The following is a 22,180-nucleotide window of genomic DNA, read 5'->3' on the forward strand; positions in this document are numbered from 1 at the left end:
GACCCACCTCGTGCCCACCTGCACGGGACCGCGAGCGGCCACATGTTCCGGCTCCTGTTGGCCTTCCGTATGTTCCGGATATATTTAATTTCGCAGTGGCTTACCGGTCTATTCGAGGGGTTAGGACGCTCCTAACGCCCGAATTCTGGATTTAAGCCATTCCATCCCATCTGCGTACCACCGGGGGATGCGGTCGGTGGCGAATCGGTCCGTTGGCGCTCGATACCCCGAATCAGACTCTCCCGCCCGCGTGACACGCCGGTTCGAACCGTCACGCCTCGGGTTTCTGCGGACACGGTGGTGTGGGGTGCGGGCGGGTCGTCGGCCGCGGCGGCGCGCACGCGCGTTTCACACGCGCCGCTCACGGAGTTGGGACCGTCGAACCGGCCGAAAGAGCCGCCTGTGCCCCTATTGCGAGGCGTTCCAGAACCGCGGCGTCGACTCGAAATCTATCTCCGCGTCGGAGGGCGCGCGCTCGTAGAGCGCGTCGTGGACGGCCTCGTAGGCCGCCCGCGGGCCTTCCTGTGCGAGTTTCGGGTGCTCGCGGGTGTCGAAGACGACGCGCCACGTCCCGTTCGAGAGGTGGAGGCCGAGGATGTACTTCCCGCGGACGTTCACGACCAGTTGGTAGGCGTGCTGAACCGTCTCGCCGTCGCGTTCGATGTTGTAGCCGCGGACCGCGACGGCCTGCTGAATCGCCTCTTTCGTTTCGAGCTCGGCGACGAACGACTTGGGGACCGCCCGTCCGGGGAGCGATTCGACGAACGGTTCGCTCACGGTCGCACCACCTCGCGTCGCGCACCTCTCGGTTCCATCGTATACCTACGTGGGCGGCCGAGCGGGTATATGCGATACGGTCTCCGGCGGCGGCGCGGAATCGGACGTTCCGTCGACGCCGCCGCCCCGCGTTCCGCGTTCCGAGCGAAGCGCCTTTGAGGCTCTGCGCGCGCAGACGAACCGTGAACACCAACGCCCACCACGTCGGCATCACCGTTTCAGACCTCGATTCGACGCTCGCGTTCTACCGCGACGCGCTCGACCTGCCGGTCGTCTCCCGCTTCGAAGTCGGCGGCGAGGAGTTCGCCACCGCCGTCTCCGTCGACGGCGCGTCGGCGCGGTTCGCCCACCTCGACGGCGGCGACGTGCGCGTCGAACTCGTCGAGTACGACCCGGTCGGCACCGACGCCGACGAACCGACGCTCAACCGTCCCGGCGCGACCCACCTCGGACTCTCGGTGGACGACGTCGACGCCGCGGTCGCCGAACTCCCGTCGGACGCCGAGACGCTCAGCGAACCGCAGACGACCGAAAGCGGCACGCGAATCGCATTCGTCCGCGACCCCGAGGGGAACCTCGTCGAACTCCTCGACGCCTGACGCGGCCACTCCGCTCGACGGGCGTCACCGCTCGGAGTTCGACGTTGGGATTGTTCTGACATCGCAATACCGGCGGTGGTCAATCGTCGTTCGGGAACCACGCCCGCGGCCGCTCCGACCCGACCGGAAGCTTCAGCATCACGGCCGTCCCCCCGAGGGAAGACGGTTCCAACTCCATGCTCCCGCCCGCTTTCTTGACGACCCAGTGGACCAGCCACAGGCCCATCCCGGTCCCGTGTTCGAGCGGCGTCTCCTCGCCGCGCTTGATAACTCGCCACTCCTCGTCGGGGATGCCCGGCCCGTCGTCGGCGACTCGCACGATGAGTTTGGAGTCGTCGTCTTCGGCTCGACACACGTCGATGTGAACGGTCTCGCCCCCGTGTTTGAGCGCGTTCGCGATTAGCTCGTCGAGCGCCGCGCCGACGCGGCTGTCGACTCGCTCGCGGAGCCCCGTCTCGATGTCCGTCCGCATCGTCGCCTCCGGATACGCCGATTCGGCTCTCGACACGGCGTCCTCGACGAGCGTCGAGACGCGCCGCGGCGATCCCTCGGATTCGAGGGCGTCCGAGACCGTCTGTGCCTTCTCGGAGAGCGACGCGAGGTCGCCCGCCGCCTCGACGATGGCCTCGGCGGCATCGGCGAGTTCCTTGTCGGCGACCGCGGCCTCGTTCTGGCGAATCAGCTCCGCGTAGCCCTCGATGACGTTCATCCGGTTTCGGAGGTTGTGCCGGAACATCCGGTTGAGGACGCCGAGCCGCTGTCTGGTCAGCTCCGACTCGGTGACGTCGGACTGGATGGCGACGTAGCCGTCGATGTCGCCGTTGCTCTCGATGGGCGCGATAGTCTGTATCGCGGTGTAGAGCTCGCCGCCCTTCCGTCGGTCGATGATTCGCTCCTGCCACGTCTCGCCGGACTGGACGGCCCGCCACAGCCGCTCGTAGTACGTCTCGGGCATCTCGCCCGAACTGAGTATCGACGCCGGTTCGCCGATGACCTCCGCGGCGTCGTAGCCGGTCGTCTCCTCGAACGCCGGGTTGACGTACGTAATCTCTCCGTCCGGCGTGGTGAGGTAAATCGCGTGGCCCGCCTGCTCGACGGCCTGCTCGAACTCGCGGAGTCGCCGCTCCCGGCGCTGTTGTGCCGTCACGTCGACGAAGACGCCGACGATTTCGGAAACCTCGCCGTCGGCGTCGCGGATGACCGCCGTCGAGAGGCGGAACTCTCCGTGGTCGCCGTTCGCGCGTCGTCGCTCGACCGCGACGTTCGAGAGGCCGTCTTCGGCGATGGTCCGCCGGATAATCTCCTCGACGCTTTCGCTGTTCTCACCGCCTTCGCTCGCGCCGTAGGGGATTAGCTCGCCGAGCACCTCCTCGCGTTCCCAGCCGAACGTCTCCGTGGCGGCGTCGTTCCACCTCGTTACGCGCCCCTCGGGCGTGACCGCGGTAATCGGCACCGGCGACGCGGCGACCACGGTGCGAAGGTGCTCCAGCGACGACCGAACTGACGCCTGTTGGCGTTCGATTCGGCGGTCCTTCCGGGCGACGAGCGCCCAGACGAACGCGGTGGAGACGGCGACGAAGGACAGCCCGCCGACGACCTTGGCCGCGGGAGTCGGGGTCGAACCCAACACGGTCGACAGCAGTAACTCGCCGCCGAGGATGCCGGCGGTCCCGAAGCCGAGGTACGCCAGCGCGATGGCGCGGGCGTCGAGACCGTCGAGCGGCGAGTCGTTCATCGTTCGAACGGAGCGCGAGCGGAGATATAAACGTGATGCGGCGAACCGGCAGTTGATAACGACGACACGCCCCTCGAAAGCCGAGCGGGAAGCGCAACCGACATTGGCACCGGGCCGCTAGCGGAGCCAATCACCGTCTCGCGGGTTCCGCGCGGCGGCACGCCACACGGGCCGACGAGGTCCGAGATACCATGAAACGACGAGACGCAATCAAGACGCTCGGAATCGGAACCCTCGCGGCGACCGCGGGGTGTCTCGGCGGGTTCGAACGACAGTCGGCGTGGCGCGACCCGCCGCTCGTCGAAGACCGGCCGGCCGCGGTCTATCTGCCCGCCATCACCGAGGGGATGAAGATGTACGGGGAGACGACTGCCGGACCGTACGGCGTCGCGCTCACCTACTCGTATCCCCACCGCTTCTGGACGGCCGCCGGTTCGGAGCTTCAGAAGACCGTCGTCGAGGCCGACGACTCGATTCACCTCATGGCGTCGCTGTGGGACGCCGAGACGGGGACCGTCCTCCCGCTGGATGCCGGCGTCTCAATCGAGATTCTCCGCGACGGCGACCTCGTGAGCGAGGAGGTCGCCTACCCGATGCTCTCCCAGCAGATGGGGATGCACTACGGCTCGAACTACGTCCTCGACGGCGAGGGCGACTACGAGGCCCGCGTCCACGTCGGCGGCACCTCGCTTTCCCGGACCGGCTCGTTCGCCGGGCGGTTCGAGTCGGCCGAGACGGCGACGTTCGAGTTCGCGTTCGAGACCGACGACCTCTACGACGTGGAACTGCGGCGCCTCGGCGACGAGGCCGGGTCGCGCGGCGCGGTCCCCGCGATGGAGATGATGGGCGTCCCGACCGGGAAAGCGCCCGCAGTCGCCGACCTCCCCGGTCGCCACATCGGCCGGCAGACGAGCGCGGACGCCCTGTTCGACGCCTTCGTCGTCGACGACGGCTCCCGGTTCGGCGTCGACGGCGCGTACCTCTACGTCTCGGCGCGGACGCCGCACAACGAGTTCGTCCTGCCGATGATGGGCGTCAGAGCCACGCTCGACCGCGACGGAACGACGGTCCTCGACGGCGCGCGACTCGCCCGGACGCTCGACCCCGACCTCAGCTACCACTACGGCGCGGGCGTCGAGGGCGTCGAATCCGGCGACGCGCTGACGCTCTCGGTGGACGTGCCGCCGCAGGTCGCCCGCCACGACGGCTACGAGACGGCGTTCATGACGTTCGAGCCGATGCGGTTCGAGGTCTGAGACGGCGCTTCGATGTTTTCGACCCTCACCGCCCGACGCGGACGCCCGCGATGGAAACGTTCAGAAGCCAACCCCTCCGAACTTCGAGTGACTATCGGATGATCACGGACACAGACGCGACGCGCGACCGCCACACCTGCACAGCGTGCGGCGAGGCGTATCCGACCGAGCGACTGCTGGTCCTCCATCGGGGCGCGAGACACCCCGACGACCTCGACGCCGCGGAGGTCGAGGCGTATCGAGAGGCGTACTACGAGGAGGAAGGCGAACTCAAGTCGTTCCGCATCCGGGCGCTCGGCGTCCTCGTCCTGCTGTACTTCGGATTCCTCATGCTGTTTATCGTCTTCGCATCATGACCCGACTCCGACCCACCACTCTCAGGCGATTCGGTCTCGGCCTCCTCGTGGCGAGTCTGCTGTCGCTCCTCGCCGACCCGGCGGCCGCGAGCAACGCCGCGGTCGGCCTCGCGGGCGCGTCGCAGGACAACCTCGCTGTCCCGCGGTGGCTCTATCTCGCCACCGGCGGCGCGACCGTCGGTGCGTCCGCGCTCCTCGCCAGTTTCGTCACCGACCGCCGGTTCATCGAGCGCGTCCACCTGTGGCAGACCGGCCCCGAAGCGGGCGTCTCCGACGGCGTCCTGCGCGCGCTCCGGGTCGCGGGCGGCGTCCTCGGCCTCGCGGTCCTCGCGCTTGCGGTCTACCTGGGCTACGCCGGCCCGCAGATTCCGACCGTCAGCTTCGCCGTCATCGTCGTCTTCGCCGGACTCCGCGCCGGCTACACGATGCTCTCGTACCTCGTCGCCGACACGTGGCGCGCGCTGAACCCGTGGCGAACCGTCGTCTCGGCGGTTCCGAACGGCTTCGTCTCGTACCCCGAGCGGCTCGGCCGCTGGCCGGCAGTCGTGGGGATTCTCACGCTCGTCTGGGTCGAGACCGCGACCGCCGTCACGACTCGGCCGTCGGTCCTCGCGACGGCGCTCGTGGTCTACTCGGTCGTCACCCTCGTCGGCGCGGTCGTCGTCGGCGCGGACGCGTGGTTCGACAACGTCGACCCCGTCTCCGTCTTCCTGCACTTCTACGGCCGGGTCGCGCCGGTTCGCCTCGACGGCGACGGCCTCTCGTTCCGCCTGCCGGGGATGCGACTCGTCACCGACGACGACCTGACGGACCTCGGCGACGTGGCCGTCGCGGTCGTCCTCGTCTGGGAACTCACCTTCAGCGGCTTCGTCACGACCGAGCAGGGCGCGGCGGCCGTCCGGTCGCTGGTGGGCGTCGGGCTTCCGCCGCTTTTCGTCTACGGCCTGCTCTACCTCGGCGGCTTCGGGGTCTTCCTGGGACTCTACGTCCTCGCGGCGCGGGTGACCGCCAGCCGCATCGACACCTTCGAGACGCCGCTCGACCTCGCGGTCAAATTCGCCCCCCCGCTTCTCGCCATCGCCGCCGGCTACCACCTCGCGCACTACTTCGGCTTCTTCGTCTCGCTGTCGCCGATGCTCGTCCACGCGCTGTCGTCGCCGCTGTCGTCGCCGGCGAACCCGGTCGTGCTCACGCTCCCCGCGTGGTTCGGCGGGCTGAACGTCGGATTCGTCCTCCTCGGCCACCTGCTCGCGGTGTGGGTGGCACACTCGCAGGCCTACCGGACCTTCCCCAGCAGACTGCAGGCCGTCCGGAGCCAGTTCCCCTTCGTCGCGGTGATGATTCTCTACACGATTCTCAGCCTGTGGCTCATCTCACTGCCGACCGCGTCCCCGCCGTTCCTCTGATTAATAACTAACCGTCTCTAATTTGTGAATTTACAATATCAAACCCCCCGTTTCTAACAGGTGGATTATTAATCCGTCACCGGCTACTGCCGAGTATGAGCGAACACGACGGGCGCGACCCCGACTCCGACCTCGATGAGGGTGCGGACGCGTCCACGGACTCGCAGGAGGGCGACGAATGCGGGTGCGGCGACGCCTGCGAGGTCGAGTCCGCGTCGGCGTCGGGAGCGCCCGGCGAGACGGGCACCGGCGACCCCATCGGCGGGTCCGACGGCTCGGCCCGCGCGGAGTTCGGCGTCCCGGAGATGGACTGCGCCTCCTGTGCGAGCAAGGTCGAAACGAGCGTCCGGAAACTCGACGGCATCGGCGACGTCGACCCGCGGGTGACGACCGGCCGGCTCGTCGTCGACTACGACCCCGACCGGACCACGCCCGATGACATCCGGGGAAACATCGAGGGCGCGGGCTACGCCGTCGAAGGCGGCCCCTCGACGCGCGAGGTGTCGCTTTCCGTCCCGGAGATGGACTGCGCCTCCTGCGCCGGGAAGGTCGAGAACGCGCTCCGGGGCGCGCCGGGCGTGCTGTCGTACGAAACGCGCCCGACGACCGGGACTGCGCTCGTCACGCTCGCGGCCGACGCGGACCTCGATTCGGTCGTCTCGGCCGTCGAATCCGCCGGCTACGAGGTCACCGGGACCGACGCCGACGACGGCAACGAGGGTCACGGTCACTCTCACGGCGGTTCCGACGCGGACCGCGAGAGCGTCTGGCGCAGTACGCGCGCGGTCAAAACGTGGGTGAGCGGCGGCTTCCTCGCGGCGGGCATCGCCGCCGAGTACCTGCTCGGGCTGGAACTCGTCGTCGCCAGCGTTCTCGGCGTCTCGTTCACGGTCGCCGAACTGCTGTACGTCCTCGGGGCCGCGGTCGGCGGGCAGGCCATCCTCCGCAACGGCTACTACTCGGCGAAGAACCGCAGTCTCGACATCGACTTCCTCATGTCGGCGGCGATTCTCAGCGCCGTGGCCGCGAGCCTCATCTCCGGGCCGACGAGCCTCTACTTCGAGGCGGCGACGCTCGCGTTCCTCTTCAGCGTCTCCGAACTCCTCGAACGCTACTCGATGGACCGCACGCGCGACTCCCTCCGCGAACTGATGGACCTCTCGCCCGACGAGGCGACGGTCCTCCGCGACGGCGTCGAGACGGTCGTTCCCGTCGAAGAACTCGAAATCGGCGACGTGGTCGCCGTCAAGCCCGGCGAGAAGATACCCGTCGACGGGACGGTGGTCACGGGCGACAGCGCGGTCAATCAGGCCCCCATCACCGGCGAGTCCGTCCCGGTCGACAAGACCGCGGGCGACGAGGTGTTCGCGGGCACCGTCAACGAGGCTGGCTACCTCGAAGTCCGCGTCGAGTCCGCCGCGGGCGACGACACCCTCTCGCGCATCGTCTCGATGGTCGAGGACGCTCAGTCCAACAAGACCGAACGCGAGCAGTTCGTCGAGCGCTTCTCGTCGTACTACACCCCGGTCATGGTCCTCGTCGCTATCGCGGTCGCGGCGATTCCGCCCCTCGCGTTCGGCCTCGACTGGGTGACGTGGTTCGTCTACGGCATCACGATGCTCGTGCTCGCCTGCCCCTGCGCGTTCGTCATCTCGACGCCCGTCTCGGTCGTCTCGGGCATCACGTCGGCCGCGAAAAACGGCGTGCTCATCAAGGGCGGCACGCACCTCGAAGCGATGGGCTCGGTCGAGGCCATCGCCGTGGACAAGACGGGCACGCTCACGAAAGGCGAACTCACCGTCACCGACGTGGTTCCGCTCAACGGCAACTCCGAAGAGGACGTGCTCCGGTGCGCCCGCGGCCTCGAATCCCGGAGCGAACACCCCATCGGCGAGGCCATCGTCTCCCACGCCGAGGGGACGGGCGTCGCCGGCCGCGAGGTCGACGACTTCGAGAGCGTCACCGGCAAGGGCGTCCGCGCCGACCTCGACGGCGTCCCGCACTTCGCCGGCAAGCCCGGCTTCTTCGAGGAGCTCGGCTTCGACCTCGAACACGTCCACGTCACCGGCCCCGGCGAGGAGCTTTCGGCGGACGTCCGAGAGCTCTGTGACCGCCACGGCTGTCTCAACCTCGTCGAGGACACGATTCCGCGCCTCCAGTCCGAGGGCAAGACGGTCGTCGTCGTCGGCACCGAAGACGACCTCGAAGGCCTCGTCGCCGTCGCCGACGAGGTCCGCCCCGACGCCCGCGAGACGGTCGCGAAGCTCCGGGAGGCCGGCCTCTCGGTCGTCATGCTCACCGGCGACAACGAGGGGACCGCCCGCGCCATCGCCGAGCAGGTCGGCGTCGACGACGTCCGCGCGGGCCTCCTCCCGGAGGACAAGGTCGCCGCCGTCGAGGGACTGCTCGACGAGTACGGCTCGGTCGCCATGGTCGGCGACGGCATCAACGACGCCCCGGCGCTCGCCACCGCCACCGTCGGCGTCGCCATGGGCGCGGCCGGCACCGACACCGCTCTCGAAACGGCCGATATCGCCCTCATGGCCGACGACCTCTCGAAGCTCCCGTACCTCTACGAACTCTCCCACCGGGCCAACGGCGTCATCCGGCAGAACATCTGGGCGTCGCTCGCAATCAAGGCCGTCCTCGCGGTCGGCGTGCCCTTCGGCTACGTCTCGGTCGCGCTCGCGGTCCTCGCGGGCGACGCCGGGATGACCATGGGCGTGACGGGCAACGCGATGCGACTCGCACGGATTCGCCCGGACGAGTGAGGTTCACGGGGCTCGTCACCTCTCACTTCCCGATTTTCGCTCTCTCGCGGCCCGATTCGCGCATCCGTGTTACTTAGTGGCGTGACACCATCAACGCGTCCGCAATTCTTGCCACGCGAGAAACGGCTGGCTCGGTTTTCCCGACGCCGCGCGTCAGAGACTGGCATGGCAGATGACGAGCGGACGCCACGCCGTGACGCGACCGACCGACCGGACCGACCGGACCGACCGGACCGACCGACGCGCGGTCGGGACGCCGGCGAGACCGCCGAGACCGACGCGGGACGCACCCGGAGACGGTTCATCTGGCTCACCGGGACCGCCGCGATGGCGGGGCTGGCCGGCTGTTCCGGCGGCGGTGGCGGCGCGGCCGAGACGACCGCGACCGCGACGACGACGCAGTCGTCGGGGTCGACCGGGGGCGTCCCCGCGGAGTACGCGACCGCCACGTCCCTCGGCGGCACCCAGCGCAACCCCGACAGCCTCTCGTCGCAGGAGGCCGTCTCGTATCAAGAGGAGCCGAGCGAGGGCAGGCAGTGTTCGACCTGCCGGTACTACATCGAGGACAAAAACGGGGACGGCGCGGGCGCGTGCGCCATCGTCGCGGGCGAGATTTCGCCCGAGGGCTACTGCGTCTCCTACGTGGAGTACGAGGGGTAGCGCTCGGGGACGGCTCTCGTGGGCGGCTCTCCGGTCAGGAGTCGTCGCCGGTCGGCCCGACGGCGGTCTGTATCCGACAGCGGATGGACTCCTCGACGCCGTCGCGCTCGACCGGAATCACCCATTTCTCCCCGCAACCGAGGACGGTCACCAGTTCGCCGTCCTGTCGGTGTTTCACCGAGACGAACACCTCGCCGCGCTCGGGGTCGTAGTCCACGAGCTCGACGAGCACGTCCTCGCCGGCGATGAGGAGGTTCTTCGCGCCGTTCAACTCGGTGACGTACGACTCGGTGTGCCCGGTCGGGTCGGTGACGAACAGTTCGACCACCGGCACGTCCTCGCCGTCGGGGTAGCTCGCCTCGACTTCGATTGCCCCGTCTTCGAGCCGGATGCCGTGTATCTCCACGAGCGACGCCGCGACGCCGAAGCTGTCAGCGACCTGCTGACGGAGGTCCCCCAACGGGATTCGAACCGACTCTCGAATCGTTCCCATGCCCGCCCCTACGAACGGGGGGTGTATGAGCGTGTCCGCTAGTCGTTGCCCCAGAGGGCGTCAGCGAGGCGCGACCCCGACGGGACGGCCTCGCGGAAGGCGACCGAGTCGAACGCGAGCGGCCCGTTGAGAGAAAGGAAGCCGAGTTCGCCCTCGGGCGCGCGGTCGAGATTCGTCAGAAAGGCCACCTTGCGGACGGCCTCGACGCCCTCGACGGTCGCCTCGGGGTCGACCGACTCGTACAGGGCGGCGTGTTCGCGGACGTGCTCGACACAGCGCCTCGTCGGCGCGAACAGCAACAGCGCGTGGACGCCCGGCCCCTCGCGGCCGAGTTTCGTCCGGATGGCGTGTTCGTCGTCCTTGTAGAAGTAGCGCTCCATGCGGCGGTACTGGCGGAGTATCTCGTTCGCGCCGGTGGCGTGGCGGACGGCGGCGTCGGCCTTGAGTTCGATGAGGTAATCCACCGGCTCGGGCGTCCGCACCCGGACGTACACGTCGGCGACGCCGCGGTTCCCGTAGTGGTCGTACGGCTCTTCGAGGTGAATCTCCACGTCGTCGAAGGCCGCCCGGAAGTGCTCGACCACCCGCGTCGCCAACTCGTCCTCGCGCATCTGTCGGTCGAGACGAGGCGACCGTCGGGGAAATGTCCCGCGGTTCGGCCGGCGGCGACCCGGTGTATCGGAACACCCATACCGCCGGCGTTCGGTTGGAAAATCGACACATGTCCCTGCCGACTCGCAGACAGGTCCTCCGCGCCGGCGGCGCGTCGCTCGTCGCCGCGCTCGCCGGGTGTTCCGGCGAGGGGTCCAGTTCCAGTTCGGACGTGCCGTCCGGTCCCTCCCCGGACACGCTCGTCACCGACTACGACCAGCTCCAACTCCGAAACGACACCGAGAGCGCGATTTTCCGAGACGCCGCCCGCGACGACGACGGGGCGGGGTCGTCGTACCTCGACGACTTCCTCGTCACCACCGACGAGGAACGCGCAGACGTCGAGTTCGCGGCGGACCCCGACGGAATCGACGAGGCTCGCGCGTTCATCGACGAGACGGATTTCGACGCGCAGACGCTCGTCATCACCCAGCACCGGACGAACGCTTGCCACCGGGTAAAACTGCTGTACGTCACGAACCCGCCGGACAGCGCCGTCCACCTCGACTTCTGTTACCCGCTCCGGCCGGCGTCGGTCGAGTGCTCCGTGGACGACCGCCACGTCGTCGCCTCGCTGGTGCGACTGCCCTACTCGTCGCAGGGCGAGTCGAGTTGGGGACACGGCGGCGGAAGCAGTTGTCACCTCCCGCCGTCGCTCCGAACCGAGACGGAGGACGCCTGAGATGCCCCGAACGCGACGCGACGTGCTCGCCTCGCTCGCCGGGGTCGGCGTCGCCGGACTCGCGGGCTGTACGGCACTCGACGCGGGTGAATCCGAATCCGACGACTCGGCACTTGACGCGGCGGCGCTCCGGGAGGTCAGGGAACTCGGGTCGCCGGCGTTCCCCGCCCGCGTCCCGGCCCCCATCGCGGAATCGTACCTCGAACTGAGTCGCGCTCGCGCCCGCGAACTCCTCGATTCAGTCCCCGAGACGATGTCTCCGGAAGAGGTCCCGAACGAGGGCGTTCGGAACGTCTACGCCGAGGCGTACGCGGACGCCGCAGAGGCCCTCGCCCCCTCGGACACCGACGAGTCGCCCTTCGAGACGCTTCGGGGACTGCGCTACGCCCGCGGGGCCGCGGCGATGGCGAAGGGGACCTACGACGCCGCCGTCGGCGACCTCACCGAGGCCGACGTGCGCGACGAGGCCGCGGCGGTCCGCGCCGATATCGAGTCGTTCAGGCTCGGCACGCGCTACCTCGGCGACGAACCCGACCGGGCGCTCGTCGTGTACGACGCCGTCGAGGACTTCGTCGCGGGTGCGGCCCGGCGTCTCGACAACGCCGACGAGTACGGTCGCTACGCCGACAGCGCCCCGCGAGTCGGCGAACTGCTCGACGCGGTGGAGTCGGCGCGGGCGTCGCTCGACGGCGCGCGCCACGTCCGCGACCGCTATCTGGCGTCGATTCACGACCCGGTGGACTTCACCGACGCGTTCGAGTCGACCGCGTCCTCGCTCGGCGCGGTCGTCGAGGACCGCCGGGCCGAGTACCCCGAGGAGGGCGGGCTCGAAGCCGTCATCGAGGGCGAGGGGTTCGACACCGAGGAACTCGAATCCACGCCGGCCAAAGACCTGCTGGTGGAGACGTTCGTCGAAGTCGAAAGCGGGCTTCGGGACGCCCGCGAAGCTCTCCGAAGCGGGCGATTCGCCACCGCGCTCGTGGGCTCGCACACCGCCGAGACGCACCGCCGCGCGTTCGAGGAGGCAGTCACGGCGGTCAAGCGAGGCCGGTACGAGTCGGTCGAGTCCGCGGCCGCGGTCAGAGACGCGAAACTCGGCGCGCTCGAAGCCCTCGAAGCCGCCCGCTCGGACGAATCGAACCCGCACCTGACGCGGCGCGCGCTGGTCGATATCGCCTATATGGTGGGCAACGGGGACGACTACCTCGGCGACGACTACTACGAGGACGGCGACCCTCGGGCCGCGCGAAACGCGGTCTCGGAGTACGCGACCGCCGAGTTCGCCGCGCGCGAGACGCCCGCCGTGAGCGCGTGGGTGCTCGGGACGCTCGCGGCCGAGCGCGGCGGCGTCGGCCACTGACGGGCCGGTTCGCTCGTTTTCGCCTCGCTTCCGGCCGCCGTCGCCGGCCCCTCGACCGTCCCCGGCGCGTCCGTGTGCCCCCTCCGTCCGGCCGGGGAAATTACGTGTCGGCGGGCGTACCACTCTCTCACGATGTCTGCCGAACCATTCGTCGTCGTCGGCGGCGACGCCGCCGGACTCTCCGCCGCGAGCAAGTTCGCCCGCGCCGACACCGACCGCGACGTCGTCGTCTTCGAGAGGGGCCGCTGGGTCTCCTACGCCCACTGCGGCACGCCCTACTTCGTCAAAGGCGAGGTCGAGAAACTCACCGACATGCTCTCGCTGTCGCCCGAGGCGGCCGCCGACCGCGGTATCGACCTCCGGCGCGAACACGAGGTCGTCGCCGTCGACACCGACGAGCGGGTCGTCACGGTCGAGGGCCCCGAGGGGACGTTCGAACAGCCCTACGGCGACCTCCTCGTCGCCACCGGCGCGCGGGCGCTCCGCGAGCCGATAGACGGCATCGACCTCGACGGCGCGTTCACGCTCCACGGGCTGGACGACGCGGCGGCGATTCGGTCGTTCCTCACTGACCCGGACGAGGCGTCGGTGGCCGACCTCGGCGGGGGCGGGTTCGTCGACGAGGCGCGCGCGGCCCGCTTCGGCGCGATGGAACCGCCCGAGTCGGTCGCCATCGTCGGCGGCGGCTTCGTCGGCGTCGAGATGGCGGAGGCGTTCACCGCCCACGGACTCGACGTGCACCTGTTCCAGCGGTCCGGCCACGTCCTCGGCACCTTCGGCGAGGCGGTCGGCGAGCGAGTCGAGGAACACCTCGAAGCCCACGGCGTCACGCTCCACCTCGGCGCGTCGGTCGAGCGGCTCCGCGGCGGCGACGCGGGCCGGGTGGAGGCCGTCGTCTGCGAGGACGGCGACCTCGCGGTCGACGCGGCGATGGTCGGCATCGGTCTCCGGCCCAACTCGGACCTCGTCGCCGACGCGGTCGACCTCGGCGAGACGGGCGCTATCGCGGTCGACGACTACGGGCGGACGAGCGCCGACGGCGTCTACGCCGCGGGCGACTGCGCCGAAATCGACCACGTCGTCACCGGCGAGCCGACGTGGAACACGCTCGGCCTGCCCGCGAACCGCGCCGGGCGCGCCATCGGTCAGACCGTCGCCGGCGACCCCGAACCCATCGGGACCGTCGCCGACACCTCGGTCGTGAAGGCGTTCGACCTCGAGTGCGGCCGCGCCGGCGTGACCGACCTCGACGTGGCGCGCGACGCGGGCTTCGACCCCGTCTCGGAGACCATCACCGCCGGCTCGCGGTCGGGCTACTACCCCGGCTCCGCCGAGACGACCGTCACGCTCGTCGCCGACCGCGACACCGGGCGACTGCTCGGCGGGACCATCGTCGGGGCCGACCGCGCCGCCGTCAGAATCGACACCGTGGCGACCGCGCTCGCTTCCGAGTTGACGGTCGCCGAGGTGGAGCGACTCGACCTCGGCTACGCGCCGCCCTTTAGCCCCGTCTGGGACCCGATTCTGACCGCGGCGAAGGTCCTCCGCGGCTCGCTATAAGCCGCGAGCGGTTCGAAATTCGAACCGAACAAAACGACTATTATCGATTGTGTGGTAACGATACGCTCACGTGCTGGATATTACTGCAACTGAACGCGGACGTCTCGAATCCGGGCCGGCGGGGCCGGAACGGCTGACGCGGCCTAAACGGCTGACGGGGCCGAAACGGTCGGCGGAATCGATGGAGCCGCCGAGTCGGACGCGGTCGCATCGGCGGCCGCCGAGCGGAGCGTGGTGTCGGTGAACGGCCGGGTCGCCGCCGGGCTGTTCGTGCTTCTGGGACTCCTCTGGGGGAGTTCGTTCGTCGCCATCGAAATCGGCCTCGCGTACTTCCCGCCGCTCCAGTTCGCGGCGCTTCGGTTCTTTCTCGCGGGACTCATCGTCCTCGGCTACGCCGCCGTCTCGACCGACTACTGGCGGCCGCACAGCCGGACCGACTGGACGCTCGTCGGCGTCTCCGGCGGTCTCCTCATCGGCGCTCATCACGCGTTTCTCTACCTCGGACAGGAGCACGTCCCCGGCGCGGTGGCGGCCATCGTCATCAGCCTCGGGCCGGTCCTGACCGCGCTGTTCGCGACGGGCATCCTCGGCGACCGCATCTCCCCGCTCGGCGTCCTCGGCTTCGGCTTCGGCTTCCTCGGCGTCGGTCTCGTCGCCCGACCGGACCCGAACGCGCTCCTCTCCAGCGACGTGGTCGGCGTCGCCACCGTCCTCGTCGCCTCGGCGTGTTTCGCCCTCGGTGCCGTCCTGACGCGGCCCTTTTCGTCGGACATCCCGGCGCGAACGCTTCAGGCGTGGGCGATGCTGTTCGGGGCCGCGCTCCTGTCGGTCGCGGGCGTCGCCACCGGCGAATCGCTCGCGGCAATCGAGTGGTCCGGCGTCGCCGTCGGCTCCCTGCTGTATCTCGCCGTCGTCAGCGGCGCGGGCGCGTTCCTCATCTACTTCGAACTGCTCGGTCGCTTCGGCCCGACGCAGATAAACCTCATCGGCTACCTCGAACCCGTCTCCGCGACGCTCCTCAGTTGGGCGTTCCTCGGCCAGCTCATCGACGCCGTGACCGCGCTCGGCTTCGTCTCCATCTTCGCCGGCTTCGCGCTCATCAAGCGCCGGGCCCTCGGCGAGTCGGTCGCGAAAGCGCGCGGCGGAGCGGCAGACTGAGGCGAGGGCGCTCGTCCCGCCGCGTCCCGGCCAGCCTCAGTCCCAGCCCGGTCAGCCCCGGTCAGCTCCGGCCAGCTCCAGCCCGCCCCAGCCAGCCCCGACCCGTTTGGTGTCCCCGCGAGCCGACGATTCGACGATTGGACGAACATTCGATGATTGACCGAGTATTCGAGCGTTGGACGCGAACCCGTTTATCCGCCCTCCGCGACCGCTTCGACACGATGCGAATCCCGCTTCCGAAACACACCCTCGTCGCGCTGGCGCTCGTCGGCGCGCTCCTGACGACCGTCGTCGCGGCGGGGCTGGTCTCGCCGACGCTCCTCCCCGGAACCGACACGCAGACGCCGACCGACCACGCCGCGACGGCGTCCGCCGACGATGCGCCGACGCCGAACCCGGACTTCACGCCCGCGGTCCAGTCGAACGGCGACGGCGACGGTGACGAGGAACACGAGGAATACGATGGCGACGAGGAGCACGGGGAGTACGACGACGAGGAACACGAGTACGAACACGAGGGCGATGACGACTGACCTCGCCTCGCGGGCCCGCTCGGCGCTCGGCGAGTCGACGGTGACGTTCGACTGCTGTGACACGGCGTTTCTGGTCCGCGCGGCGGGTCGGAACGCGTCCGCGGCGACCCGTCGCGCCCGCGACGCCGCCCTCGACCTCGAACGCGTGCTCGACGCCTTCGACTCCCGAAGCGCCGTCTCCCGGCTCAACCGGACCGGCCGAATCGACGACGCGACCGTCGCGGCGGTCGTCCGTCGCGGCCTCGAATACCGCGAGCGAACCGACGGCGCGTTCGATATCGGTGCCGGCGCGACCGAGGCCCGAGTCAAGGAGTACATCGCCGGCGAGTCCGACGCCCGCCCCCGCGGTGCCGACCCCACCCAATCGGCGCGGGTCGCCGTCGACGGGACGACGGTCGAGACCGACGGGCGACTCGACCTCAACGGGCTCGCTAAGGGGTTCATCGTGGACCGGGCCGCCGCGGAACTCGACGGCTTCGCCCGGACCGGCTTCGTCGACGGCGGCGGCGACATCAGCGCTCCGACCGGCCCCGTCGCCGTCGAGAGCCCGTTCGGCGGCGACCGCCCGCTCCGCGTCCTCGACACCTCGTGGAACGTCGCGACCTCGTCGGGACACCGGCGAGGCCGCGGCGGCGTCGACCACATCTACGACCCGCGGGGCGGGCGCGTCGGGGCGCGACACGACCTCGTCACGGTCGTCGCCCGGCGCGACTGCACCGAGGCCGACGCGCTGGCGACGACGCTCGGGGCCCTGCCGCTCGCGGACGCGCTCTCGCTCGCCGAGGACTGGTCGGGGCTCGAAGCGTTCGTCGTCCACGACGGCGTGTTCCACGCGACGACGGGGTTCTCAGACCATGTCGCGTAGGGAGCTGACGAACCGCCTCGTCGCGCTCGCGGCGGTGTTCGTCCTCGTCGCGTCGATGGCGGCGGTCTGGGCCGTCGCCGACGCCCGCGCCGACCTCGAATCGCCGACCGTCGCGGACCACCCGGCCGCCTCGGTCGTAGAGCGACAGGCCCCCGCGGATTACGACGGCGACGGCCTCGCCGACGACGCCGACGCGTGCCCGACTCGCCCCGAGACGCAGAACGGCTTCCAGGACGGTGACGGCTGTCCCGACGCGGTCGCGACGACGAGGGCCTCCTGATGGCGCTCGTCTGGTATCTCGACCGGGCGCTGGCGCTCGTCTCGTACCCGGCGCTGTACCTCGCCGTCCTGACCGGCATCCTGTACAACGCGGAGGCGTTCGGCCCGCTCCGGGACGCCGCGAGGCGAATCCACGTCGAGGTGTCCGCGTTCGCGATGATGCTCGTCGTCGCCCACGGCGTCGTCGGTATCGCGGACGTGTGGAGCGTTGTCGACGGTGCCGCGCCGGTCCCCGACTACGGCCTGCCGTACCTGCTCGCGGGGTCGGCCGTCGGCGTCGGTGCGCTCGTCGTGCTCGTCGTCGCGGTTCTCGGGTTCCTCGACCCGCGGCGGTTCGCCCGCCCGTGGTCGCCCCGCGTCGTCCACGCGTTCGCCTACGCCGGCTTCGGCTTCGCGACCCTCCACGCCGCCGCGGTCGGGACCGACCTCGCGGGGTTCGCCGTCCCCGGACTGGTCGCGCTGGTCGGCTTCCTCGCGTACGTGCTGGCGCTCAGAGCCCTCAGCCACGCGTCGGCGCGAGTGACCGCCCGAGGGTCCTGAGTCGGGGCGGACCGGGTCGGACGGGGTCGAACCTCGGTCTCAGTAGGCGTCCCACAACCCGAGCAGTCGGTCGACCACGCCGTCGGTGAAGCTCCGCCGGTGAACCACGTACAGGTAGCGGACGCGGTCGGGGTCTCGAACCGCGTAGTAGACGCGTTGGCCGTCGCGCCGCCGGCTGACGAGGTCAGCGTCGTCCAGTTTCGACAGGTGCCACGATATCGTCGAGGCCGACCGTTCGAGGCGGTCGCTCAGCTCTGACGTTGTGAGCGGGCCGTCGGCGAGGAGGTGCGCGATGATGCGCCGGGAGTACTCTCGCCGGAGCGCGTTCATCCGGCGCTGGTCCTCGTCGTCGAACTCGCCGGCGGGGTAGTAGCGGGTGAACTTCCCGTCGTCGGAGACGTCCACGAGGCCGGCGTCCGCGAGCTCCCGAAGGTGGTACTGGAGCGTTCCCTGCGCGACGTCGAGCCGGTCCAACAGCCCGCGGAAGTGGACTCCGGGCCGGTCGGCGACCGCGGCGTAGATGTCTCGCCGGGAGTCGAGTTCGAACTCGTCCATGCGTCAGTCCCGCGAGAGCGCGGCGAAGAAGCCGGCCAGCCCGACGAGGATGAGCGCCGCCGACCCGTGTTCGAGGAGTTCGACGGTCGCCGCGGTCGCCACCCCCCAGTCGATGAGATGGTATTCGAGAAACACGGCGAGCCCGTACAGCGAGAACATCGCGTAGGACGCCGAGACGATGGCCATCCGCGTGTCGCGCTCCCGCCGCCACGCGAGCAGACTGAGCACCGCGAGCGTGGTTCCGAGGAGGAAGATTCCGAGACTCGTCGCCTGCTCGACCTGTTGTGCGAGGGTGGCCATGATGGAGTGTCCCGCGGGCGACCGCCCGACGGTGTCGGGACGACGGGCCGTTCGGACAAAGCCGTTTTCGTACACCAGTCGAATCGTCGTCGCCGTCGCGGAACTTCGCTCCCGCGCGCCGCACAACGAGACGCTCTGCGGACCACTGCTCAGGCTGGACGCCACAGTTTCGGCGTCATCGCCGACTGCCGTCCGGTCCGGCACATTCCCGCCGAATTGGGCGTTGGTAGTGGACGAACGTCTGCCGAAGGGTCGTGGTACCTCGACCCTCGGAAGGGTTATCCGTCGCCCGACTCTCGATCTGTACGTAATGGCACACGGCAAAGTTGATTTCTTCAACGACACTGGCGGCTACGGTTTCATCTCTACTGACGACGGCGACCTCGACGACGACGAAGACGTGTTCTTCCACATGGAAGACGTCGGCGGCGACGACCTCACGGAAGGTACCGAAGTCGAGTTCGACATCGAGTCCTCGCCCAAGGGCCCCCGCGCGGCGAACGTCGTCCGACAGTAACACCGAGACGCGACTGCTGTTTATCGCGGCAGACACCATCTCGACTTTTCAGACAGTTGCCCGCTGAGCCGCGGCGCTCCGTATTCACCGCGCGTCTCGGGTCGACGCTTCCGTCCGCAGAGCGATATCACGGCTCTCCGCATATCTTCGGGGTCGACGGCGCTCCCCGGCGACCGCGACGCCACCACGAAATAATAAAAAACACATTCAAAATAACAGCACTTATTATCTCGAACAAACTTTCTATTAACATGCGAACGAAGACCCGACGCAGGTTCCTCGCGACAGTCGCCGGAAGCGCCGCCGTCGGCCTCGCGGGTTGTCTCGGCGGTGACGACTCGTCCGATTCGACCGGCTCGACCGACTCGTCGGCCGACTCGGAAACGACGGCGACGGCCTCCTTTTTCGTCTTCGGCGACGTGGCGCGCCACGTCGCTGGCGACGCCGCCTCCGTCGACACGCTCGTCCCCATCGGCCAGCACGGCCACGGCTGGGAGCCGGGTCCGGACGTGCAGGGCCGGGTGCTCGAATCCGACCTGTTCGTCCACGGGATGCCCGGTTTCCAGCCGTGGGCCGACGACATCCGCGCCTCGCTCGACGCCGACGACTCGGGTGTCGCCGAAGTCGACGCGTCCGCCGACGTGGAACTCCACGAAATCGGCGCTGACGGCCACGTCCACGACGACGAGTCTCACGACGAGACGGAACAACACGACGAGGAGACGCACGCAGACGAGACAGAACAGCACGACGGCGAACTCGACCCGCACTTCTGGCTGGACCCCACGCGGGTCGCCACCGCCACCGGGACGCTCCGCGACGCCTTCCAGTCGGTCGACTCCGCGAACGCCGACGCCTACGCCGCGAACGCCGAGTCCTACCGCGAGACGCTCTCGGACCTCGACGCGGCGTTCGAAGACGGCCTCGCGGACCGCGAGCGCGACGTGCTTCTCGTCGCCGGTCACGACGCCTACGGCTATCTCGCCGACCGCTACGACCTCGAAATCGTCGCGCTCACCGGTATCTCACCCGACGAGGAGCCGTCGCCGCGGGACATCGAGCGGGCGCAGGCGACCATCGCGGAACACGACATCCGACACGTCCTCGCCGACCCGCTTGAGTCCGACCGCGCCGCACAGCAACTCGTCGCCGAGACGGACGCCGAGGACGTGCTTCCGCTCACGCCGCTTCCGGGCGTCATGACCGAGTGGGAGGAAAACGACTGGGGCTACGTGGACATCATGCGCGAGGTGAACCTCCCGTCGCTCCGGACGGCGCTCGGTGCGCAATGACGGCCGTCTCGCTGTCCGACGTGGCCTTCTCGTACGGCGACGTGCCCGTCATCGACGGGATTTCGCTCGACGTGCCCGAAGGCGAGTTCCTCGGCCTCGTCGGTCCGAACGGGTCGGGAAAGAGCACGCTCCTGACGCTGATGCTCGGTCTCCAGCGACCGACGCGCGGCGAGGTGCGGCTGTTCGACCGGCCCGCCCACGACTTCGCCGACGGCGAGCGCGTCGCCTACGTCGCACAGGACGTGACGAAGACCGCCCGCGACATGCCCGTCACCGTCCGCGAGGTCGTCCGGATGGGTCGCTACCCGCGGAACCTGTTCGGCCGCTTTTCGGACGCCGACCGCGAGGCGGTCACCGCGGCGCTCGACCGCGTCGACATCGCGGACCTCGCCGACCGCCGGGTCGGGGCGCTCTCGGGCGGCCAGCGCCAGCGGGTCTTCGTCGCCCGCGCGCTCGCGGCCGAAGCCGACCTGCTCGCGCTCGACGAGCCGACGGTCGCCCTCGACGCCGAGTCCCGCGAGGCGTTCTACGACCTCCTCGGCGAGCTGAACGACGGGGGGATGACGGTCGTCCTCGTCGAACACGACATCGGCGTCGTCACGGCCCGCGCGTCCCGAATCGCCTGTCTCAACAAGCGGCTGTACTTCCACGACTCTCCCGACGACTTCGCCGACAGCGACGCGCTCGCCGCGGCCTACGGCGCGAATCAGCGCGTGCTGGACCACGACCACCAACACGGCCATCACGACAACTCTCACGGCCACCACGGCCCCTCCCACGGTGACGCCCGCACCGACCCGGAGGACGAGTCGTGACCGGCCCCGTCACACTCGCGGCGGCCGACCTCCTCACGGTCGATTTCTCCGCGGCCGACTCCCTCGCGCCGCTCCTCGTGACCGACGCGCTCACGGGTGTTTTCGACTGGTTCCTGACGGTGGTCGTCGGCGGGGCGTTCTCGTGGCTCGCCGGCGTCACCGGCCTCGACTTCCTCGGCTACCCCTACATGCAACGGGCGTACGTCTCGGTGCTGTGCATCGGCGTCGTCGGCCCGCTCGTCGGGTCCTTTCTCGTCTATCGCGACCTCTCGATGGTCGGCGACACGCTCGCCCACACCGCCTTTACCGGGGTCGCACTCGCGCTCTTTCTCGACGCGACGCTCGGCCTCGCAGTTCCGCCGCTCTTGGGCGCGCTCGTCGTCGCGGTCGTCGCCGCGCTCGTCGTGCAGGCGCTCATCGAGTACACCGACGCCCGGAGCGACGCCGCGCTGGCGATGGTCTTGACCGGTGGGTTCGCCCTCGGGAGCGTGCTCATCTCGCTGACCGGCGGCGGCATCTCGGTCGGCATCAACCAGTATCTGTTCGGCTCGCTGGCGACCGTCTCGCGGGCAGACGTGGGCCTCCTCGTCTCGATGGGGCTGGTCGTCGTCGGCTCGGTCGCGGTCGCCTACCGGCCGCTCGTGTACGTCACGTTCGACGAGACGGCCGCCCGCGCGTCGCGGCTCCACGTCCGCGCGGTCAACACGCTCCTGTCGGTCCTCACCGCGTTCGTCGTCGTCAGCGCGATGCGAATCATGGGCGTCATCCTCGTCGCGGCCCTGCTCGTCGTCCCTGTCGTCACCGCGTCACGGCTCGGCCGGAGCTTCAAGCAGTCGCTCCTCTACGGCGTCCTCGCGGGCGAACTCGCCGGTATCGTCGGCGTCACCGTCGCATATCTCTACGGGCTCGCCGCCGGCGGCTCCATCGTCCTCGTCGCGCTCGCGGGCTTCGTCGCCGTCGCCGCCGGCCGCCGACTGGCCTGAACGCGCCCCGTTTCGGCCCTCCCATCGAACCCCGGCC

Annotated in this window: 24 protein-coding genes; 18 read left to right on the plus strand and 6 right to left on the minus strand. The window is 69.6% G+C overall.

Translation table 11 applies throughout. The features are described from left to right. Positions 1 to 408 precede the first annotated feature (408 nt). Positions 409 to 777: a DUF7964 domain-containing protein gene (locus IEV64_RS16225; protein ID WP_188424481.1), complete on the minus strand. Its 369-nt coding sequence runs from the start codon at positions 775 to 777 to the stop codon at positions 409 to 411. A 182-nt stretch (positions 778 to 959) separates the two neighbouring features. Here IEV64_RS16225 and IEV64_RS16230 point away from each other — a divergent pair, with 182 nt between their 5' ends. Beyond that, positions 960 to 1,376 carry a VOC family protein gene (locus IEV64_RS16230; RefSeq protein ID WP_007276228.1) on the plus strand — a complete coding sequence of 139 codons (417 nt, stop codon included), beginning with the start codon at positions 960 to 962 and terminating at the stop codon, positions 1,374 to 1,376. 79 nt (positions 1,377 to 1,455) lie between these two features. On the opposite strand, the gene IEV64_RS16235 is transcribed toward IEV64_RS16230, so the two are convergent. Beyond that, a complete protein-coding gene (locus tag IEV64_RS16235) occupies positions 1,456 to 3,111 on the minus strand; it encodes a PAS domain-containing sensor histidine kinase (protein ID WP_188424483.1) in 1,656 nt (551 codons plus the stop codon). Between the two features lie 191 nt (positions 3,112 to 3,302). On the opposite strand from IEV64_RS16235, the gene IEV64_RS16240 reads away from it, so the two are divergent. The 5 genes from IEV64_RS16240 (at position 3,303) to IEV64_RS16260 (ending at position 9,560) form a co-directional block, all read left to right on the plus strand. Beyond that, complete coding sequence (locus IEV64_RS16240; RefSeq protein WP_007276230.1) at positions 3,303 to 4,367, plus strand: DUF7350 domain-containing protein; 1,065 nt, start codon at positions 3,303 to 3,305, stop codon at positions 4,365 to 4,367. A gap of 98 nt (positions 4,368 to 4,465) precedes the next feature. Then, the gene (locus tag IEV64_RS16245) at positions 4,466 to 4,723 is read left to right on the plus strand and encodes a DNA-binding protein (RefSeq protein ID WP_188424485.1); all 258 of its coding nucleotides are present in this window, start codon (positions 4,466 to 4,468) and stop codon (positions 4,721 to 4,723) included. After that, the gene (locus tag IEV64_RS16250; protein ID WP_188424487.1) at positions 4,720 to 6,129 is read left to right on the plus strand and encodes a hypothetical protein; all 1,410 of its coding nucleotides are present in this window, start codon (positions 4,720 to 4,722) and stop codon (positions 6,127 to 6,129) included. Before IEV64_RS16245 ends, IEV64_RS16250 begins: the two co-directional genes overlap by 4 nt. Positions 6,130 to 6,224: 95 nt before the next feature. Beyond that, positions 6,225 to 8,900 (plus strand): heavy metal translocating P-type ATPase, encoded by a 2,676-nt coding sequence (locus tag IEV64_RS16255; RefSeq protein WP_188424489.1) that lies wholly within the window; start codon positions 6,225 to 6,227, stop codon positions 8,898 to 8,900. A gap of 165 nt (positions 8,901 to 9,065) precedes the next feature. After that, the gene (locus IEV64_RS16260) at positions 9,066 to 9,560 is read left to right on the plus strand and encodes a high-potential iron-sulfur protein (RefSeq protein ID WP_188424491.1); all 495 of its coding nucleotides are present in this window, start codon (positions 9,066 to 9,068) and stop codon (positions 9,558 to 9,560) included. 34 nt (positions 9,561 to 9,594) lie between these two features. On the opposite strand, the gene IEV64_RS16265 is transcribed toward IEV64_RS16260, so the two are convergent. Together IEV64_RS16265 and IEV64_RS16270 are read right to left on the minus strand one after the other, a co-directional pair. Next, positions 9,595 to 10,053 (minus strand): hypothetical protein, encoded by a 459-nt coding sequence (locus IEV64_RS16265; protein ID WP_007276235.1) that lies wholly within the window; start codon positions 10,051 to 10,053, stop codon positions 9,595 to 9,597. 38 nt (positions 10,054 to 10,091) lie between these two features. Then, positions 10,092 to 10,664: a hypothetical protein gene (locus IEV64_RS16270; RefSeq protein ID WP_188424493.1), complete on the minus strand. Its 573-nt coding sequence runs from the start codon at positions 10,662 to 10,664 to the stop codon at positions 10,092 to 10,094. 110 nt (positions 10,665 to 10,774) lie between these two features. Between IEV64_RS16270 and IEV64_RS16275 the strand changes: the two genes are divergently transcribed. The 8 genes from IEV64_RS16275 to IEV64_RS16310 all read left to right on the plus strand — a co-directional run bounded on the left by IEV64_RS16275 (position 10,775) and on the right by IEV64_RS16310 (position 17,681). Next, complete coding sequence (locus IEV64_RS16275; RefSeq protein ID WP_188424495.1) at positions 10,775 to 11,386, plus strand: hypothetical protein; 612 nt, start codon at positions 10,775 to 10,777, stop codon at positions 11,384 to 11,386. Between the two features lies 1 nt (position 11,387). Continuing rightward, positions 11,388 to 12,746 (plus strand): hypothetical protein, encoded by a 1,359-nt coding sequence (locus IEV64_RS16280; protein ID WP_188424497.1) that lies wholly within the window; start codon positions 11,388 to 11,390, stop codon positions 12,744 to 12,746. Positions 12,747 to 12,878: 132 nt separating this feature from the next. Beyond that, the gene (locus tag IEV64_RS16285; protein WP_188424499.1) at positions 12,879 to 14,306 is read left to right on the plus strand and encodes an FAD-dependent oxidoreductase; all 1,428 of its coding nucleotides are present in this window, start codon (positions 12,879 to 12,881) and stop codon (positions 14,304 to 14,306) included. 240 nt (positions 14,307 to 14,546) lie between these two features. Beyond that, positions 14,547 to 15,464: a DMT family transporter gene (locus tag IEV64_RS16290; protein WP_049920694.1), complete on the plus strand. Its 918-nt coding sequence runs from the start codon at positions 14,547 to 14,549 to the stop codon at positions 15,462 to 15,464. A 221-nt stretch (positions 15,465 to 15,685) separates the two neighbouring features. After that, positions 15,686 to 15,997 (plus strand): hypothetical protein, encoded by a 312-nt coding sequence (locus tag IEV64_RS16295; protein WP_007276241.1) that lies wholly within the window; start codon positions 15,686 to 15,688, stop codon positions 15,995 to 15,997. After that, entirely contained in the window at positions 15,987 to 16,862 is an 876-nt protein-coding gene (locus IEV64_RS16300; protein WP_188424501.1) for an FAD:protein FMN transferase, read from the plus strand. The genes IEV64_RS16295 and IEV64_RS16300 overlap by 11 nt, the downstream gene beginning before the upstream one ends. Beyond that, entirely contained in the window at positions 16,852 to 17,142 is a 291-nt protein-coding gene (locus IEV64_RS16305) for a hypothetical protein (protein ID WP_188424503.1), read from the plus strand. Before IEV64_RS16300 ends, IEV64_RS16305 begins: the two co-directional genes overlap by 11 nt. Further along, entirely contained in the window at positions 17,142 to 17,681 is a 540-nt protein-coding gene (locus tag IEV64_RS16310) for a hypothetical protein (RefSeq protein WP_188424504.1), read from the plus strand. The genes IEV64_RS16305 and IEV64_RS16310 overlap by 1 nt, the downstream gene beginning before the upstream one ends. 39 nt (positions 17,682 to 17,720) lie before the next feature. Here IEV64_RS16310 and IEV64_RS16315 read toward each other — a convergent pair whose 3' ends face one another. Together IEV64_RS16315 and IEV64_RS16320 are read right to left on the minus strand one after the other, a co-directional pair. Next, positions 17,721 to 18,236 carry a winged helix-turn-helix transcriptional regulator gene (locus tag IEV64_RS16315; RefSeq protein WP_004967794.1) on the minus strand — a complete coding sequence of 172 codons (516 nt, stop codon included), beginning with the start codon at positions 18,234 to 18,236 and terminating at the stop codon, positions 17,721 to 17,723. Positions 18,237 to 18,239: 3 nt separating this feature from the next. Further along, positions 18,240 to 18,536, minus strand: a complete 297-nt coding sequence (locus tag IEV64_RS16320; protein WP_049917719.1) for a hypothetical protein — start codon at positions 18,534 to 18,536, stop codon at positions 18,240 to 18,242. Positions 18,537 to 18,846: 310 nt separating this feature from the next. Between IEV64_RS16320 and IEV64_RS16325 the strand changes: the two genes are divergently transcribed. From IEV64_RS16325 to IEV64_RS16340, 4 genes are all read left to right on the plus strand, one after another. Continuing rightward, positions 18,847 to 19,053, plus strand: a complete 207-nt coding sequence (locus IEV64_RS16325; protein WP_004040969.1) for a cold-shock protein — start codon at positions 18,847 to 18,849, stop codon at positions 19,051 to 19,053. 251 nt (positions 19,054 to 19,304) lie between these two features. Then, the gene (locus tag IEV64_RS16330; RefSeq protein ID WP_007276246.1) at positions 19,305 to 20,345 is read left to right on the plus strand and encodes a metal ABC transporter substrate-binding protein; all 1,041 of its coding nucleotides are present in this window, start codon (positions 19,305 to 19,307) and stop codon (positions 20,343 to 20,345) included. After that, complete coding sequence (locus IEV64_RS16335; protein ID WP_188424505.1) at positions 20,342 to 21,160, plus strand: metal ABC transporter ATP-binding protein; 819 nt, start codon at positions 20,342 to 20,344, stop codon at positions 21,158 to 21,160. The genes IEV64_RS16330 and IEV64_RS16335 overlap by 4 nt, the downstream gene beginning before the upstream one ends. Continuing rightward, positions 21,157 to 22,143: a metal ABC transporter permease gene (locus IEV64_RS16340; RefSeq protein ID WP_188424506.1), complete on the plus strand. Its 987-nt coding sequence runs from the start codon at positions 21,157 to 21,159 to the stop codon at positions 22,141 to 22,143. Before IEV64_RS16335 ends, IEV64_RS16340 begins: the two co-directional genes overlap by 4 nt. Positions 22,144 to 22,180: the final 37 nt, after the last annotated feature.

Source organism: Haloferax sulfurifontis, from assembly GCF_014635105.1.
GTDB classification, from domain to species: domain Archaea; phylum Halobacteriota; class Halobacteria; order Halobacteriales; family Haloferacaceae; genus Haloferax; species Haloferax denitrificans.

Coding starts and splice junctions, on each gene's coding strand:
- IEV64_RS16235 (WP_188424483.1), bottom strand. CDS start 3,111: ATGAACGACTCGCCGCTCGACGGTCTCGACGCCCGCGCCATCGCGCTG.
- IEV64_RS16240 (WP_007276230.1), top strand. CDS start 3,303: ATGAAACGACGAGACGCAATCAAGACGCTCGGAATCGGAACCCTCGCG.
- IEV64_RS16245 (WP_188424485.1), top strand. CDS start 4,466: ATGATCACGGACACAGACGCGACGCGCGACCGCCACACCTGCACAGCG.
- IEV64_RS16250 (WP_188424487.1), top strand. CDS start 4,720: ATGACCCGACTCCGACCCACCACTCTCAGGCGATTCGGTCTCGGCCTC.
- IEV64_RS16255 (WP_188424489.1), top strand. CDS start 6,225: ATGAGCGAACACGACGGGCGCGACCCCGACTCCGACCTCGATGAGGGT.
- IEV64_RS16260 (WP_188424491.1), top strand. CDS start 9,066: ATGGCAGATGACGAGCGGACGCCACGCCGTGACGCGACCGACCGACCG.
- IEV64_RS16265 (WP_007276235.1), bottom strand. CDS start 10,053: ATGGGAACGATTCGAGAGTCGGTTCGAATCCCGTTGGGGGACCTCCGT.
- IEV64_RS16270 (WP_188424493.1), bottom strand. CDS start 10,664: ATGCGCGAGGACGAGTTGGCGACGCGGGTGGTCGAGCACTTCCGGGCG.
- IEV64_RS16275 (WP_188424495.1), top strand. CDS start 10,775: ATGTCCCTGCCGACTCGCAGACAGGTCCTCCGCGCCGGCGGCGCGTCG.
- IEV64_RS16280 (WP_188424497.1), top strand. CDS start 11,388: ATGCCCCGAACGCGACGCGACGTGCTCGCCTCGCTCGCCGGGGTCGGC.
- IEV64_RS16285 (WP_188424499.1), top strand. CDS start 12,879: ATGTCTGCCGAACCATTCGTCGTCGTCGGCGGCGACGCCGCCGGACTC.
- IEV64_RS16295 (WP_007276241.1), top strand. CDS start 15,686: ATGCGAATCCCGCTTCCGAAACACACCCTCGTCGCGCTGGCGCTCGTC.
- IEV64_RS16300 (WP_188424501.1), top strand. CDS start 15,987: ATGACGACTGACCTCGCCTCGCGGGCCCGCTCGGCGCTCGGCGAGTCG.
- IEV64_RS16305 (WP_188424503.1), top strand. CDS start 16,852: ATGTCGCGTAGGGAGCTGACGAACCGCCTCGTCGCGCTCGCGGCGGTG.
- IEV64_RS16310 (WP_188424504.1), top strand. CDS start 17,142: ATGGCGCTCGTCTGGTATCTCGACCGGGCGCTGGCGCTCGTCTCGTAC.
- IEV64_RS16315 (WP_004967794.1), bottom strand. CDS start 18,236: ATGGACGAGTTCGAACTCGACTCCCGGCGAGACATCTACGCCGCGGTC.
- IEV64_RS16320 (WP_049917719.1), bottom strand. CDS start 18,536: ATGGCCACCCTCGCACAACAGGTCGAGCAGGCGACGAGTCTCGGAATC.
- IEV64_RS16325 (WP_004040969.1), top strand. CDS start 18,847: ATGGCACACGGCAAAGTTGATTTCTTCAACGACACTGGCGGCTACGGT.
- IEV64_RS16330 (WP_007276246.1), top strand. CDS start 19,305: ATGCGAACGAAGACCCGACGCAGGTTCCTCGCGACAGTCGCCGGAAGC.
- IEV64_RS16335 (WP_188424505.1), top strand. CDS start 20,342: ATGACGGCCGTCTCGCTGTCCGACGTGGCCTTCTCGTACGGCGACGTG.